Source organism: Sphaerisporangium sp. NPDC004334 (genome assembly GCF_053602655.1).
In genome coordinates this window covers 63,415-77,823 of record NZ_JBSGDZ010000008.1, presented here as the reverse complement: position 1 = coordinate 77,823, position 14,409 = coordinate 63,415, and the positions used below count along the sequence as shown (strand labels likewise).

The following is a 14,409-nucleotide window of genomic DNA, read 5'->3' as shown; positions in this document are numbered from 1 at the left end:
GCCCAAGAATCAGCGTTGGCCATCCACGAACAGATCCAGAACACGCGTCAGGGAGTCCGGGCGAGCGCCAACAGGTAGCGGCTCAACGAGATGCACCGGACAGCCAAGTGCGGCGGCCCCCGTATCGGCCTCATGGTCGTCACCGACCATGAGAACACTGTCAGGCGCTAGACCGAATTCGTCGCAAGCGACCCGGAAGATCGGATCGGGCTTCGTCGCACAAATCTCGTAGAAGAGTACGAAGATGATCCCTCGTGGTCAGGCGTGGTGACCCACCATCGGAGCCCTGACGCGTCGGCTCCGTCACCTCCAATCGTCGGACGCGTTCTAGCGGTCCGGCCTGAGCGTGTGGGCGGCGTGCCGGAGGAGGCACGAAGTGAGCAGGCGCAGCGCGAAGGGAAGATCGTCGACCAGGTAACGACGGGCGAGCCGGCCCGGCTCGGCGGCCAGGCGGAACAGCCATTCGAGGCCGGAGCGCCGCATCCACTCGGGCGCCCTCCGCACCGCCCCGGCGGCGAACCCGATGGCCGAGCCGCAGCCGACGAACCACGCCTGAGGGAGGTCGGCGCGGAGCAGGCCGATGAGGCGATCTTGCTTGGGGAAGCCCAGACCCACGAACACCAGGTCGGGACGGGCTCGCAGCAACGCCTCCCGCACGGCGGCGAGCCCTTCCGCCGAGGTCTCGAACCCGAACGGAGGCGACACCACCCCGGCGACGCGCAGCCCCGGATGACGGTCGCTCAGCACCTCGGCGGCGCGTACGGCGACGCCGGGAAGCCCTCCGACGAGGTAGACCGACAGCCCGGCGGACGCGGCCGCCGCCGACAGCGACCAGATCAGATCGGCCCCGGTGATGCGCTCGGGCACCGGGGTGCCCAGCAGCTTGGACGCCCAGACCAGCGGCATGCCGTCCGGCACGGCGAGGTCGGCGCCCTCGACGATGGCCCGCACCTCGGGGTCGCGGGAGCAGGCCCGGCAGATGTCGACGTTCGGGGTCACGACGTGCCCGCCCCGCCCCTGCCGCAGGGCCGTGACGACATGCTCGACCACCTGCTCCTCGGTGAGCGTGTCGACCGTGACCCCCGCCACCGTGACCCGCGCCCGGCCGTCGAGCCCCGCGCCAACGGCACCGCCGACGGCTCCGGCAGCCCCTGAGGACATGGCGGTACCCGCCGAACCGGCGGCTCCCGCGATGGCCACCGAACCGGAGCCTCCGGCGGCTTCCGCGATGTCTGCGACAAGAGGGTGACCGGGAAGTGTGCGGGGCGTCATCAGATGCCGTGCCCTCGGGTGTGCAGCAGGCCCAGCATGGTGTGCGCGGGGACCAGGCCGGAGGCCACCGCGAGGGCTATGGGAACGCGCGGCTCGCCCCGGCGGGCGGCGAACGCGCGGCGCGCCCACCGCCATGCGGCCGCACGGCGTCCGAGCGCCGCGTGGTGGAAGGCGAGCTGGCCGTATATGCGCGCGGCGCCGCGCGGGTCGGCGGCCAGGTAAGGGTGGCGGGCGAGCATCCATTCCAGGCCGGCGATGCGGTCGGCCCACCGTGTCGCGTAAGCGGAACCGCCCCAGCGGACCCGTACCAGGGGCCGGTCGACGTAGGCGATCGGGTGGCGGCCGACGGCGCGCAGGGCGAGGTCCCAGTCTTCGTTCTGCCCGCCGGGGGCGCTCTCGTCCGGCCAGATCGAGCCGCGCCTGAACAGGAACGTCGAGGAGTGCACCATCACCATGCGGGAGCGGGTGAGATGCCGCCTGGTCACCTGGTCGGTGCCGGCGAGGCGGACGACGCGGTGCGAGCCGTACTCGACCTCGATGGCGCATCCGGCGAACTCGGCGTCCGGGTCGGCGTCGAGCGCCGCGAGCTGGGCGGTCAGCTTGCCGGGAAGCCATACGTCGTCGTCGTCGCAGAAGGCCACCAGATCGGTGTCCAGCGCGGCGATGCCGGTGTTACGGGCCCCAGGCAGCCCAGGACTCAACCGATTGGCCACCACCCGGACCGCACCACGACCCCCCGCCCCCGGCACCCCAGGACCAGACCGATCAACCACCACCCCGACCGCACCGCTATCCAGTCCCGACAGCGCAGGATCTGGCCGATCGACCACAACTCGAAACGCACGGTGGCCCCCCGCTCCCGGCACCCCAGGACCCGGCCGATCAAGCACCACCTGGACCGCATCCTCGGCGGGCTGGGCCGTGCGCGGCGCCGCCTGGGGCGCGCCGTCGGACAGTTGTCGGGCGACCGCCCGCGCCTGAGCGGGACCGTCGACGACCACGATGACGTCCGCGGCCTTGGGGCGGGTCTGCGCCAGCACGGAGGCCACCGCCGCGCGGAGCAGCCGGGGCCGGTCACCGCGGGTGGGGACGACCACGCCGACCGACGGGCTCATCGGCACTCCTGGGCGGTGACGCCGGTGGTGAGCCACGGGCCGGCCGCGGGCTCGGGCACGGGCTCCGCGGCACGCCGATCGCGTACGCGGTAGCCGTACTGAAGCATGAGCGGCCAGGTCAGCGCGGTGACGAGCCATCGGTGACGCCAGGCCAGGTGGTCGCTCCAGGAGTCGTCCCTCGCGAGTTGGAGCGGGCCGGCCCTGAAGCGCATGGGGTTGCCGGCGCAGGTGTGGGACTTGGACAGTTCGGCGAGCCCAGGACGCAGGAACGGCAGGTCGCCCCCGTCCAGCCGCAGATCGGCGAGCAAGGCGCCCAGCACTGCACGCGGATCGGCCAGCAGGTCTTCGTACCTGACGCGGATCACCCTGCCGCCGCGCCGCGCGAGCAGCTCGAAGGCGAGGTTCTGCACGACCCAGTGAAGGGAGGTGCGCCACGGCCGCCAGCGGGTCATGCGGGCGCCGTTCTCGGGCCTGCTCACCCGCCGGTGCCACGAGTGCGCGACCGCCCGGGGATCGCGGACGAGGTGCACCACGCTGAGATCGACGACCGGGGAGGTGCTCAGGCAGAAAGCGAGCGAGGCGTGCTTGCTGGAGTCGACCACGACCGGGGCGGCGGCGACCTGCGCGGCCGCCTCGTAGACGCGGGTGTAGGCCCGGGTGTACCCGCTGAGACCGACCTGGCAGCGGCGGCGAGCCAGCGCGGGGATGTGTCGCGTGCGGTCGACCCGGCGCCGCAGGGTCAGCACTCGATCGGCCAGGCCCGGGGACCACCCGCCGAACGCGCGCAGGCCGACCCTTCGCCAGAACGCGCACGAGGTGAACGGCTCACCGCATCCGCAGGGCTCGTGCGAGCACACACCGCGTTCCCACAGGTGAACGACCTCGCCGAGCGGCGTGACGCCGGGCGTCTCGCCGAGCAGCCGCTCGAGCAGCGTCGTCCCGCTGCGCCCCAGCCCACCGATGAAGACCACACGAACAGCCACTGCGACGGACCCCCGATGGACGACCATTACACAACGTGAACAGATTAGCGCGGACAGTAATCGCAGCGTGCCGAAACAGTAAAGGATCTACCTCCTTTTCCGGCCGTCCACCATGCCCTCCCTAAGACCACACGGCGGGAGCCATGACAACGTCCGACCAGGCCGACCGGCCCGCCATCGCACATCGGCCCCACACCCCCATTCCCGTGGACAGCTCGACGGCGCCGCCGCGGCTGCGGGATGCGGGTGCGGCCATCCCGGGCATCGCGTGCCCCACGTCAGACCGCATCCCACGTGGACACCTTGACGGCGCCGCCGCGGCGGAATGAAAGTGCGGCAAAGCCGGCATCGCGTGCGCCACATCAGCGTCACACCGCACCCCACGTGGATACCTTGACGGCGCCGCGGCGGCGGGATGGGGGTACGGCGAGGCCGGCGCCGGTGGGTGGTGGGGACGTGTGCCAGGGCGCTTGTGCCGGTGTGAGATTGATGGTGGGGGTTGACAGGATTCGCCGGGACCGCCTGTAATGATCCGCGTGTCGTTGTGACGTCGACCGCGTAGGCGACGGACAGGGCGGCACCCGACCTATAGGGGATGATGTCGTGAGTTCTTACTCCACAGGCCGCGCCTGATCATCACGTCGCGCCCGCGCGTCGTCCCCTCCCCCGGTGGCACAAGCTCCCTCCGGCGGTCCAGAGCTGATTCCGGCGGCACAGAACTCCTTTGGGTGGCACAAAACCCGCCTCCCTCGGAGAGTCGCCCTCGCTTCTGACCGGCCGGTGACGGACGCGCCGCTCCGGCGGCCCGACCACGCGCGGTGACGTCACGCCGTTCCACCCCAGTACGGCCACAGCAGTGCACCGCGTGCCGACGCGGTTCCGCACGTCCGCTCCACCGTCGTCCGGCGATCTCCCAGCACGGGCGTACGGCGGCGCGGCGCGCGTGGATCCGCCCCAGGCCCGCCGGGCACCGGCCGTTCACCCATCACCGCGGCGCGACCGCGGACGAGAAATCGCCGCGGCGCGTCCGCGGACCCGAACACGCCAGGAGCAGATCTGACCATGCCCGAAAACTGGAACCAGAAGATCATCGACGAGTTCCGTGCCAACCGCGGGAAAGTGGGCGGCCTCTTCGAGGACGCGCGGCTCCTCCTGCTGACCACGACGGGGGCCAGAACCGGAGCCCGTCATACGACCCCGGTCGCCTACCTGCCGGACCGCGAGCGGCTTGTCATCATCGCCTCGGCCGCCGGCAGTCCGAAGCATCCCGACTGGTACCACAACCTCCTCGCCCATCCACGGGTCACCGTCGAGAACGGGATCTTCACCTACGAGGCGGACGCGGTCGTCCTGGAAGGGAAGGAACGCGAGGAGATCTTCGCCCGCGCCGCCGAGGCGGACCCGGGATGGGCCGCCTACCAGGCCAAGACCTCCCGGATCATCCCGGTCGTCGCCCTGCGCCCCCTCGGCCCGCCTCCCCCCTCCGGCGCGCCGGGCGACTTCCTCAAGTCCGTCCACGACGCCTTCCGGCGGGAGCTCGCGCTCATCCGCAAGGAGGTCGCCGCGTCGGGCCGGAGCCTCGGGGCGCAGTTGCGCGTCAACTGCCTGACCGTCTGCCAGGGGCTCCACCACCACCACCTGATGGAGGACACCTACATGCTCCCCACCCTCGGCGAGCGGCATCCGGAGCTCGCCTCGCCTCTGGCGCGGCTGCGCGAGGAGCACGAGACGATAAAGCGGCTGCTGGACGAGTTGCAAAACCTGCTCTCGGGCGAGGGGTCCGCTCCCGGCACCGCCCCCGACACCACTCCTGGCACCGTTCCCGGCACCGCTACTGCCACCGCCCCCGACACCGCCTCCGTGCTCGCCAACGTGGAACGGCTCACCGCCGAACTGGAAGCCCACCTGGACTACGAGGAGGAGCACCTCATCCCCCTCCTGAACGGCGTCGCCCCCTGACCGATCCCTCGCCGGAGTCCGCCACCCCGGAGGCCGGTCCGGGGTGGCGGTTCGCCGGATTCGTCTAGTCCGTTCTGAGCTGGGCGAACAGGCGGGCGGCGTCCGGCTGGACCCATTCGAGGTGGTGGCGGTCGGCAGGGTAGGGACGTACCGGCACGATCATGAACCGGACGGAGCCGACGCCGTTCGCCCGGACGCCCTGCATGATCGTGAGGAAGGTGTCGAAGTCCATGTCGACGTCGGTGGTGAAGGCCCTCCGCGCGGCCTGGAACAGCGGTAGCAGCTTGTCCGGTTCGTCGACGCTGGCCAGCACCCGGTCCAGCAGAGGACGCAGGAGCGCCTGCTGCCGACGAATTCGCGAGATGTCGGACCCGTCACCGAGCGCGTAACGGGTCCGCACGTACGCCAGCGCCTGCTCGCCTCTGAGCAACTGCCGGCCGGCGGGCAGGTCGAGCTTGGATTGGGGGTCCTTCACCGCCGTGGGCAGCGTGACCTCCACCCCCCCGAGCGCGTCGATCATGTCCTTGAACCCGGAGAAGCGCATCTCCACCGCGTGGTCGACGTGGACCCCGGTGGTGCTCTCGACGGTCTTCCAGGCGCAGCTCAGCCCCCCGGCGTTGAACGCCTGGTTGATCATGTCCGTGCGGGCGGGGATGACCTTCCCGGACGGCGACCGGCACGCCGGAATGCGGACGATGGAGTCCCGGGGCAGGCTGATCGCCTGGACCTTCTTACGGTCCGCCGCCACGTGCACCAGCATCATGACGTCGCTCCGCTCGCCGAGGGAGCCGGCGGGCATGCCCTTCGGCCCCGGCCGCTGGTCGGAGCCCAGGACGAGCACGTTGAGCGCGCCGCCGCCCGGCTTCGCGGGCCGGTCCCAGGTCGGCGCACCCACGGTCGTCCCGGCGGGCGTGGCGCCGCGCAGCAGCACCGTGGGCATGATCACCAACGCGGCGGTGACGGCGGCGGCCCCCGCGAGCGCCACCCACCCCGCCCCGCGCCGGGGCCGTGCGAGTGCCGCCCACCGTCCGCGCCGTCCGCCGCCCGCGCCCGCCCCGGAGCCCCCGAACGCCACCGTGGCCGGGGTTTCCGAGGCGGCCGAACCCCGATCGGCCGCGGCACCCTTGGCGAGGGACGCTCGGTCACAGATGGCGTCCGTGGAGAAGGACGCTCGGCCAGAGGTAGCGTCCGTGGTAAAGGAGGCCTGGTCAGAGGTGGCGCCCGTGGCGATGGGGGCCCGATCGGTGGACGTCTCCGAGGCGGCGGCGATCACATCGAGGAGCCGGCGGCGTTGCCCGGCCAGCGTCGCAGGGGGCTCGTGCTCCAGGTCGCGGCCGAAGTCGCGCAGCACCCTCAGCTCGTCCATCGGTCCTCCTCCTGCTCGTGCATGGGGTTGGTGTCGCCGAGGACGGCGCGCACCTTGCGCCTGGCCCGGTTGAGGCGCGAGCGGACCGTGCCGATAGGGATGCCGAGCGCATGGGCGACCTCCTCGTACGACAGGTCCCCCCAGGCGATCAGCAGCAGGACGTCACGGTCACCTTGGGACAACCCCGCGAGCGCCGGTGCCAGCACCGACCGGGACGCTCTCGCGGTCACCTCGCTCGCGACCTGCTCGGCGTGACCCTCCACGACGGCGTCCACGGGGTTGCGCATCAGGGCGCGGTAGCGGGCCGCCTCGGCGCGGTGGTGCCGGGACACCAGCTTGGTGACGATGCCGAACAGCCAGGGCCGCGCGTCGGGATAAGCCAGGTCATAGTGGTCCCGGCGGCCGAACGCTATGAGGAACGTCTCGCCCACCAGGTCCTCGGCGACCTCGGGGCCGAGCCTGCGGGAGACACCGGTACAGCATCGCGGCGTAGCGGTCGAACAGCGTCGCGAACGCCTCCGGTCGCCCTCTGGACTCGGCGATCAGGTCCGAGTCCAGGACGCTCCTTGCGGCGGGGGGTGCGGTCATCGTCGGCACCATGGCATCGAGCCGGCCTTCCCGTGGGGGATGTGTCGCCCATGTCTCTCCACAACCCCCGGGACGAGTTCACGCCCACGGCTCGAGTTCACGCCCACGGCCCGAGCGCACGTCCCGCCGCCGGCACCGCCCGTTTCGCGGGGCGGACCTAGGAGCCGGGCGTGCGCGGGCCCCGGTAGGGGAGGGTGTGGCTGTAGACGATGTTCGTCGTGGTGCTGCCGAAGCCGGCCAGTTCGTCGACGACCTTCTCCATGTGGACCATGGAGGTGGCCGCGACCTTCAGCGTGTAGCAGTCCTCGCCGGTGGTGCGCAGACACTCCAGGATCTCCGGGCGTTCCGCCAGCATCCGGTGCAGCGGCTCGTGACGGCTGCCGGGGTACTTCAGGCGCACGATGGCCAGCACGGCGAGGCCGACCTTCGGCAGGTCGATGTCGGCCCGGTATCCGGTGATGACGCCCTCGGCCTCCAGCCGCCGCACCCGCTCGGTCACGGCGGAGGCGCTCAAGTTCACCCGGCGCCCCAGTTCGGTGAGCGGAACGCGGCCGTCGCGCTGGAGCTCGGCCAGGATGGACCAGTCGGTCGCATCAAGATTCACGGCCATTCGCCGAATATACCGGCACATATCCCGGCTGAGCGGCCCCAACGCCGGGAACAGTCCCTTCCCGCGATCATGGCGGCTGGCTAGCCTTAAGCTGTGCGAATAGGCGTGAACGTCCCGAATTTCGGCCCCGGCACCACCCCCGGAACGCTACGGCAGTGGGCACAGACCGTCGAGGGCCTCGGCTTCGACCTGCTCATGGTCTCCGACCACCTCGTGGTGACGCCGGACGTCGCCGAGCAGTACCCGCCGCCGTTCTACGAGCCGTTCACCACGCTGGCGTGGCTGGCCGGCATTACCCACCGGATCCGGCTGGGCACGACGGTGCTGCTGCTCCCCTACCGCCACCCACTGCTGACCGCCCGCATGGCCGCCAACCTCAACCAGCTCAGCGGCGGACGGCTGGTCCTCGGGGTGGGGGTCGGCTGGGCCCGACAGGAGTTCGCCGCCCTCGGCGTGCCCTACGAGCGGCGCGGCGCGCTGACCGACGAGAACCTGCGCGCCATCCGCGCCGCCTGGGAGAACGAGGAGGACTACCAGGCGGCGGGCATCCCCATCTGGGTCGGCGGCAACAGCGACGCCGGTATGCGCCGGGCCGTCCGCTTCGGCGAGGCATGGCACCCGTTGCGCTTCACCATGCCATGGCTGCACGGGGCGCTGGAACGCATTCGGGAGTTCGCCCGCGAGCAGGGACGTCCGGTTCCCGAGCTGGTGCCGCGCATCGCTCTTCAGGTCACCGACATGCCCGTCGCCTCCTCCGACCGTCTCGCCGGCGTGGGAACCGCCGAGCAGATCGACGAGGACCTTCGCGAACTGCGCGACCTGGGCGCCACCACCGTCGTCCTCGACCCGTTCGACGGCGACCCCGACGAGACCCTGCGCCCCGAGCGGGCCTGGCACGCCCTCGCGACCGTGGCGAGCCGGTGGACCACGACCGAACAGACCGTGGAGGACTGACCATGACACACCAGGACGAAGAACTGCTGCGCCGGGCCATCGAGCTGGCCGCCAAGGCACGGGCCGGCGGCAACCCGCCGTTCGGATCGCTGCTCGCAGGCCCGGACGGCGCCATCCTGGCCGAGGACCACAACACCTCCCTCACCGACCGGGACATCACCGCCCACCCGGAGCTCAAGCTCGCCCGCTGGGCCGCCCGCGAGCTCGACCCGGCCACCGCGGCGGCCACCACGATGTACACCAGCTGTCAGCCTTGCGGCATGTGCGCCGGCGCGATCGCCCGCTCGGGCCTGGGCCGGGTGGTCTACGCCCTGTCCGGCGAGCAGCTCGACACCCTCAAGCCGCCCGGCACCGCCTTCACCGACGCCCCCGCCGAAGGCCCCGCCCTCTTCGACGAGGCCCGCGTCCCGGTGGAGGGCTACTACCGCTAGCACCGACGCTCATGAGGCCGGTCCGCGGCCGGTCGAGCCGGCCGGCTGAGGGCCGGTCGGCGGCCGGCTGAGGGCCGGTCGGCGGCCACCAGCCGCCGACCGACGGACTCGCGCTGGTCAACCGAGCAGGTGCACCATCACCCGCCGGCCGGCGAGTCGACTTCTTCCGCCGGCTCGAGCGACATGTAGAAGCGGGTGCCCTCGGGCCGGAAGCCGACGCGTTCGTAGACGCGGCGCGACCCGTCACCGGAGTACTCCAGCCACACCGACCGCGCCCCGCGGGCGAACATGGTCTCGGCCAGCGCGGCGGTGACCGCGGCCGCGATGCCGCGGCCGCGGAAGGCGGGACGGGTCCCCACACCCGCCAGCTCGGCGGTCCCCTCGGCCGGCGCGGAGCACATGGCCGCGCCGGCGCAGCCGCCCTCGGACGCCCGGACGAACCGCACCGCCCCGCCATCGTCCTCGGTACGACGCAGCCGCGCCGCCCCCTCCGGAGACGACGCGAACACCCCGCTGAACGCCTCGGCCAACGCCGCGTCGATCGCCCTGTACTCCGCGTCCGTACCGGGACTCTCCACGCGGAACCATCCGTACTGCGCGTCGGCCGACGTGGCCGCAGATGCGGTTCCGGATGCCGAGGCCGATGTGGATGCGGATGACCTGGATGCCGATGCGGATGTGGATGTCGACGCGGATGCGAGCTCGCCGAGTGCCGGCGGCATCGTCAGCGTGGCCGGGGTGCAGACCAGGTACTCGTGGACCTCCTCCACGGTGAATCCGGCCTCGCTCAGCGCCGCCTCCACGGCGGGCGCGGCGTCCGGGGCGAACTCCAGCCGCGGCTTGAGACCGCGCTCACGGAACGCGTCGATCAGCGCGGCGACGTCCCGGCCGGTGGGCCGAGCGCCGGGCAACGGGGTCGCGTAGTTGATGAATGGGCTGGTGGTGCTGGGGTCGATCCCCACGACGAAGCCACCGACCTCCACGACCACGGGACGGCGGCGGAGGTTGGCGACGGCGAAACTCTGGACGTTGGTGCCCACGGTGATGATGACCTCACGTAGATGACATGGTGAAGCGCGCTCCCGCGATCAGGAGCCGCATGCTTTGTCAGACCCGGCCTCGGGCCGGGACCATCTCCGCAGAAGGAGATGGAGCGGTGTCGGACACCGCACGTGGGGCCGCCGTAAGACGGACGCGGACACTGAAGGTGCTCCCCGCAGGAAACCCGATCAGCGCCGACGGCGGCCACTAAGGCTCGCCGAAACCATGGACTTCATTCCTCACCGTGTACCTGCACACCCGAACACATCCGACCCTCCCACGCCACCTCACACGCAGGCAACCGAGATTCCACAACGCAGAACACGAGTGCGCCGAAGGCCCTTAAGCGGATCTCCCGCCGCTCACCCCCGATCGCGGAGCACCTTCGCCGAAGCCGAACGAGCCGAACCATCACCGAGGAATCGGACGGGCCCACCCGGCAAGCGGGCTGGTGGTCCAGGTGTGGTTGCCCACCCGGTCGTCACCTCCACGCTGTGGCGATAGCGGTCACCTCCGAGGAGCAGGCAGGACCGAGCCGGCGATCGCACCGAAAATAGGACCGAGCCAAGCCGTCACATGCGTTGAACAGGCCCCGCTCGGCATGCGAGTGGGTGGTCCCGGTGTCGTTGCCCATCCAGAACGTAGACGTCTTCATCCCGGTTTTCACTCCTCTCTTTTTCGCAACCTCCGAACCACATCTTTCGAGGAGTCCGGAGATTCGGCTTCCCACAGCCCCAGATCCTCCCGCATCTCGACCAACAGACTCCTCATTGGACCATCGATCTGAACAAGGGTTCCATCGCCTTCCACTACCATCTTCGCTCTCTTCAACAGCGTGTCCACGGCACCACTGGCCGCCTCGGCGGCAGGCAAACTCGCCACTAACAACATTTCTTCACGGCTCAACACCAGAGCGCTCAGCTTCTTTGAGCAGTCCGCCCACGCCTCTTGCGAACCACCCTCCTGGTAGAGAAGGAGCGCGTCCACCGATTCATGTAGATTCAGCAGCAGTCTTGAATAGACGCGCATTCTAATCTCATACAGGTTCTTCCGGCGCTCTCTCCGATACTGCTCCTGTTGCACTTGCACATTGCGGTTATGGGCGGCCTCCGCCTCCACGCGAACCTGGCGACGGGCGAAATAAGCCACGCTGAATGCGGCTATCGCGGCAACCAGAGCAGCTATCATCGTGCCGATCTGGGCTGCTAACGAAGTCATCGCAACCTCTCACATAGGGTGTCACCGACCGCCCCAGCCATCTGGACCAGGGAAATCGGGGCCCGCGGGATCGTCGCGTCTGAAGGGGGTCGGGTCACGCTCTATGCCTTATGGATCAATCGGCGCAGACCATGGAATGTCGACCGGGCGCGAAATGGCAGCTTTGTGTACATCCAAGTGTGCTATGCGAAAGGGCTCCATCACGTCAAAAGCATGACGCAATTGCACAGGGTCCTTGAAGACATCGTCTAGGCTCGCGCGCCGAAACTCATCCACCGTGAGGACAGCCACCTTCGCCGAGTCCTCCCCCGCGTCGATGATGAGCGGACCTAGAGCTACCGCAGCGTCGGCGATGCTCGCAGCCGCGATCACCTGCTTCAAACTTTCTTGCGCAGCCGTGCGCTGCTCCCCTTCTATGGGAGCGGCTGCTACGGACAAGAGAGTGGAACGAAGACCTTCAAGACTCGATCCCGAAGGAAAGGACGCCAAGTAGTGCACATGCCAAGATCCTTCCCACTGGCCGTCCAAGACTATATCCGTGGCTCCGACATTTCTTACGGTGGCGAGCAATGCGTCGATCATTGTGGCTCTTACAGTTCTGCGCCCATCTACCTCCGGCCCCTCGTTTTTACCGTGAGCATAGACATCGAGAGTCAAGGGGGCCTTCGGTGTAACGCCCTCAGCATTCTCCGTCATGGATGAATCTCGATTGGATCTAGCCCTCTCCCTCTTGAGCTCGGCGGCCACGAGAGATCGAACCTCGACCGACAACATCTCTGAGTGTTTCTTGAGCCTGTCGTCCAATCCGTCGGACAGCTTTGCCGTACTGCTTTTGTAGTCCTCCAATCTGCGATCTAATTCAATGTATCCACTCAGGGCCCCCTCGGCTCGGGCCATCCGCCGCTGCAGATCTTCATTGATTTTCTTCAGGTCTGCATGCGAGCTTGCAGTGCCTCCTCGCATGTCATCCATGTCCCCTTGAACATTGCGGACCAGATCCTCGACCCTCTTAATATTTCGCTGAAACCCACTCGCCAAATGTAGCGAAATCGCGGCGACGAGGAGGCATGTGGTGGCCAGTACGATATTGATCAAGCCGCCCTCCGAGTCACCTTCGCGAGCGTTACGCACGCGAGTGTCACGGCAGCAGCACAGATCATCAATGTGAATCCATGCACCGGAGAGACGTCAGATGCCTGTCTGGAACCCGGCACCGAATCAGGTGCAGCAGTAGCGGTGGCGGTAACCGTCACCGTCGACAGGACCGTGACGACAGGTGTCGGTGTTGATGCGGCACCGCCGTCAACCGAATATATGGAAGCGTCCCATTGCCACGCCAATATCAGTCCGACAATGCATGCCAGGAGAATGCCTGCTGGACGCACACCACACCCCTAGGTAATCGACATGACCGCATCATGTCCTGCTGTATCAGGTCTGCTCAGCCCTCGCAACGAATTCGCACTGATCGTGATCAGAGCTCCAAGATCAAGTAGGATTAGGATCGAAGTTACTCGGGATCGGGGATGACCGTAATAGTCACGCCGAGCCGGCGGGGGGCGAATTCCGGGGCCGGGAAGGCAACTGTTAGATCAGGCGAGAGCGGACAGGTCTCCTTCACCCATCCGGCCACCGCCCCCTTGCTGTGCTCGATCGCACGGCGCGCCGGCACCTGTGTCGACCAGCCCGTGCCGCTGATCAGAGCGGCATCCCATCCCCGGCTGCGATTTGATACACAACTGCCATGGAGATGCAGGTCTGGGCTTCGCTGTTCGGTGTGATCTTAGGCGGGCTGCTGTCGTATCTGGCCCAGTTCACCACCGTGCGACTTGCCGGCAGGAATGAGGAGAAGCGGCAGACGGCTCAGCGGGCCGAGGCTCGGCGCTCGGAGCGGCTGGAACTGCTGCGCGAGTTCATCGCGATCACGCAGGCGGGTATTCGCATCGCCGAGGAGCGGGATCAGGCCCCTGACTGGGATGCCGCCGGAACGCCTGAATGGTTCGCGGCGGCCCGGAACATTATCGACCGTCTCTGGGTGGCCGAGCGGATGATCGAGGTTGTGTTCAGTCCTCAGATGTACCAGCTCGCTCGGGCCTACGCGAGTGCGGTGGACCACGTCCTATGGCGCCTGCCCGATCAGATCGCAGCCGAGGGTTCGATGTGGGACCACCTCAGAGGTCCGCAGCACGACTTCCTGGCCGGGGCCCGCACAGATGTGGGTTCGCACCCGTGACACGCCCCGGAGGCGCGCCGGCCCCGCTTGAGCCCAGGAACTAGGTGAACGGTCACAGCAATAGGCGTCGATTGCGGGGTTGGTGGTCGAGGCGTCCCGGACTTGCCGGACGGGCGGCGCGGCCCCAATAGACTGAGCCCCCGTCCGCACTGTCTGGGAGAGTCATGACCAGTAGGTTCACCGAGTTGGTCGTCGACTGCCACGATCCGGAGCGGCTCGCGGCCTTCTGGTGCGCGGTGCTGGACTTCAAGGTGATCGACCGGAGCGAGGGCACGGTCGAGATCGGCTCCTGGGAGCCGACCGTCGAGGAGGTCCGGGCCCGCCAGATGCCGCCCACCCTGCTGTTCATCCCGGTGCCCGAGGGCAAAACCGTGAAGAACCGGCTCCACCTCGACGTCAGCCCGATCGACCGCAGTACCGACGACGAGGTGGCCAGGCTGCTCGGCCTCGGCGCCACCAAGGTGGACGTGGGACAGGGCCCCGACCGGAGCTGGGTGGTCATGGCCGACCCCGAGGGCAACGAGTTCGACGTCCTGCGCACCCTGCACCGTCCAACCACGTGATCAGCCCCAAGGGCCGGCGGGCGCCTGCGTCGTGTCGGGCATCAACGACCGCCGCCTGCGCCCGGGACTGACAATG

The 14,409-nt window shown here is 69.0% G+C and carries 15 protein-coding genes; 5 read left to right on the top strand and 10 right to left on the bottom strand.

Features of this window, described 5'->3' with window-relative positions:
* Positions 1–9: 9 nt before the first annotated feature.
* The 4 genes from ACWEN6_RS11740 to ACWEN6_RS11725 form a co-directional block, all read right to left on the bottom strand.
* On the bottom strand, positions 10–201 hold the full coding sequence (locus ACWEN6_RS11740; RefSeq protein WP_452570319.1) for an HAD hydrolase-like protein: 192 nt from the start codon (positions 199–201) through the stop codon (positions 10–12).
* A 126-nt stretch (positions 202–327) separates the two neighbouring features.
* On the bottom strand, positions 328–1,161 hold the full coding sequence (locus tag ACWEN6_RS11735) for a WecB/TagA/CpsF family glycosyltransferase (RefSeq protein WP_452570160.1): 834 nt from the start codon (positions 1,159–1,161) through the stop codon (positions 328–330).
* 110 nt (positions 1,162–1,271) lie between these two features.
* Complete coding sequence (locus tag ACWEN6_RS11730) at positions 1,272–1,985, bottom strand: glycosyltransferase family 2 protein (protein WP_452570159.1); 714 nt, start codon at positions 1,983–1,985, stop codon at positions 1,272–1,274.
* A gap of 398 nt (positions 1,986–2,383) precedes the next feature.
* Positions 2,384–3,370, bottom strand: coding sequence for a sulfotransferase (locus ACWEN6_RS11725; RefSeq protein ID WP_452570158.1), 987 nt, complete (start codon positions 3,368–3,370; stop codon positions 2,384–2,386).
* Positions 3,371–4,432: 1,062 nt separating this feature from the next.
* Between ACWEN6_RS11725 and ACWEN6_RS11720 the strand changes: the two genes are divergently transcribed.
* Positions 4,433–5,329 (top strand): nitroreductase/quinone reductase family protein, encoded by an 897-nt coding sequence (locus ACWEN6_RS11720; RefSeq protein ID WP_452570157.1) that lies wholly within the window; start codon positions 4,433–4,435, stop codon positions 5,327–5,329.
* Between the two features lie 64 nt (positions 5,330–5,393).
* Here the strand turns inward: ACWEN6_RS11720 and ACWEN6_RS11715 are convergent, their stop codons facing one another.
* The 3 genes from ACWEN6_RS11715 to ACWEN6_RS11705 form a co-directional block, all read right to left on the bottom strand.
* Positions 5,394–6,695: an LCP family protein gene (locus tag ACWEN6_RS11715; RefSeq protein WP_452570156.1), complete on the bottom strand. Its 1,302-nt coding sequence runs from the start codon at positions 6,693–6,695 to the stop codon at positions 5,394–5,396.
* Complete coding sequence (locus tag ACWEN6_RS11710) at positions 6,683–7,126, bottom strand: RNA polymerase sigma factor (RefSeq protein WP_452570155.1); 444 nt, start codon at positions 7,124–7,126, stop codon at positions 6,683–6,685. The genes ACWEN6_RS11715 and ACWEN6_RS11710 overlap by 13 nt, the downstream gene beginning before the upstream one ends.
* A gap of 314 nt (positions 7,127–7,440) precedes the next feature.
* On the bottom strand, positions 7,441–7,893 hold the full coding sequence (locus ACWEN6_RS11705) for an Lrp/AsnC family transcriptional regulator (protein ID WP_452570154.1): 453 nt from the start codon (positions 7,891–7,893) through the stop codon (positions 7,441–7,443).
* A 105-nt stretch (positions 7,894–7,998) separates the two neighbouring features.
* Here ACWEN6_RS11705 and ACWEN6_RS11700 point away from each other — a divergent pair, with 105 nt between their 5' ends.
* Both ACWEN6_RS11700 and ACWEN6_RS11695 read left to right on the top strand, forming a co-directional pair.
* Entirely contained in the window at positions 7,999–8,847 is an 849-nt protein-coding gene (locus ACWEN6_RS11700) for an LLM class flavin-dependent oxidoreductase (RefSeq protein ID WP_452570153.1), read from the top strand.
* A 2-nt stretch (positions 8,848–8,849) separates the two neighbouring features.
* Entirely contained in the window at positions 8,850–9,278 is a 429-nt protein-coding gene (locus ACWEN6_RS11695) for a nucleoside deaminase (protein WP_354839833.1), read from the top strand.
* Positions 9,279–9,415: 137 nt separating this feature from the next.
* On the opposite strand, the gene ACWEN6_RS11690 is transcribed toward ACWEN6_RS11695, so the two are convergent.
* From ACWEN6_RS11690 to ACWEN6_RS11680, 3 genes are all read right to left on the bottom strand, one after another.
* Positions 9,416–10,318 carry a GNAT family N-acetyltransferase gene (locus tag ACWEN6_RS11690; protein WP_452570152.1) on the bottom strand — a complete coding sequence of 301 codons (903 nt, stop codon included), beginning with the start codon at positions 10,316–10,318 and terminating at the stop codon, positions 9,416–9,418.
* A gap of 664 nt (positions 10,319–10,982) precedes the next feature.
* A complete protein-coding gene (locus ACWEN6_RS11685) occupies positions 10,983–11,537 on the bottom strand; it encodes a hypothetical protein (RefSeq protein ID WP_452570151.1) in 555 nt (184 codons plus the stop codon).
* A gap of 108 nt (positions 11,538–11,645) precedes the next feature.
* Entirely contained in the window at positions 11,646–12,632 is a 987-nt protein-coding gene (locus tag ACWEN6_RS11680; RefSeq protein WP_452570150.1) for a hypothetical protein, read from the bottom strand.
* Positions 12,633–13,281: 649 nt separating this feature from the next.
* Between ACWEN6_RS11680 and ACWEN6_RS11675 the strand changes: the two genes are divergently transcribed.
* Together ACWEN6_RS11675 and ACWEN6_RS11670 are read left to right on the top strand one after the other, a co-directional pair.
* Complete coding sequence (locus ACWEN6_RS11675; RefSeq protein WP_452570149.1) at positions 13,282–13,770, top strand: hypothetical protein; 489 nt, start codon at positions 13,282–13,284, stop codon at positions 13,768–13,770.
* Between the two features lie 164 nt (positions 13,771–13,934).
* Positions 13,935–14,333, top strand: a complete 399-nt coding sequence (locus ACWEN6_RS11670; RefSeq protein WP_452570148.1) for a VOC family protein — start codon at positions 13,935–13,937, stop codon at positions 14,331–14,333.
* Positions 14,334–14,409: the final 76 nt, after the last annotated feature.

Coding starts and splice junctions, on each gene's coding strand:
- ACWEN6_RS11720 (WP_452570157.1), top strand. CDS start 4,433: ATGCCCGAAAACTGGAACCAGAAGATCATCGACGAGTTCCGTGCCAAC.
- ACWEN6_RS11670 (WP_452570148.1), top strand. CDS start 13,935: ATGACCAGTAGGTTCACCGAGTTGGTCGTCGACTGCCACGATCCGGAG.
- ACWEN6_RS11715 (WP_452570156.1), bottom strand. CDS start 6,695: ATGGACGAGCTGAGGGTGCTGCGCGACTTCGGCCGCGACCTGGAGCAC.
- ACWEN6_RS11705 (WP_452570154.1), bottom strand. CDS start 7,893: ATGGCCGTGAATCTTGATGCGACCGACTGGTCCATCCTGGCCGAGCTC.
- ACWEN6_RS11695 (WP_354839833.1), top strand. CDS start 8,850: ATGACACACCAGGACGAAGAACTGCTGCGCCGGGCCATCGAGCTGGCC.
- ACWEN6_RS11685 (WP_452570151.1), bottom strand. CDS start 11,537: ATGACTTCGTTAGCAGCCCAGATCGGCACGATGATAGCTGCTCTGGTT.
- ACWEN6_RS11675 (WP_452570149.1), top strand. CDS start 13,282: ATGGAGATGCAGGTCTGGGCTTCGCTGTTCGGTGTGATCTTAGGCGGG.
- ACWEN6_RS11735 (WP_452570160.1), bottom strand. CDS start 1,161: ATGTCCTCAGGGGCTGCCGGAGCCGTCGGCGGTGCCGTTGGCGCGGGG.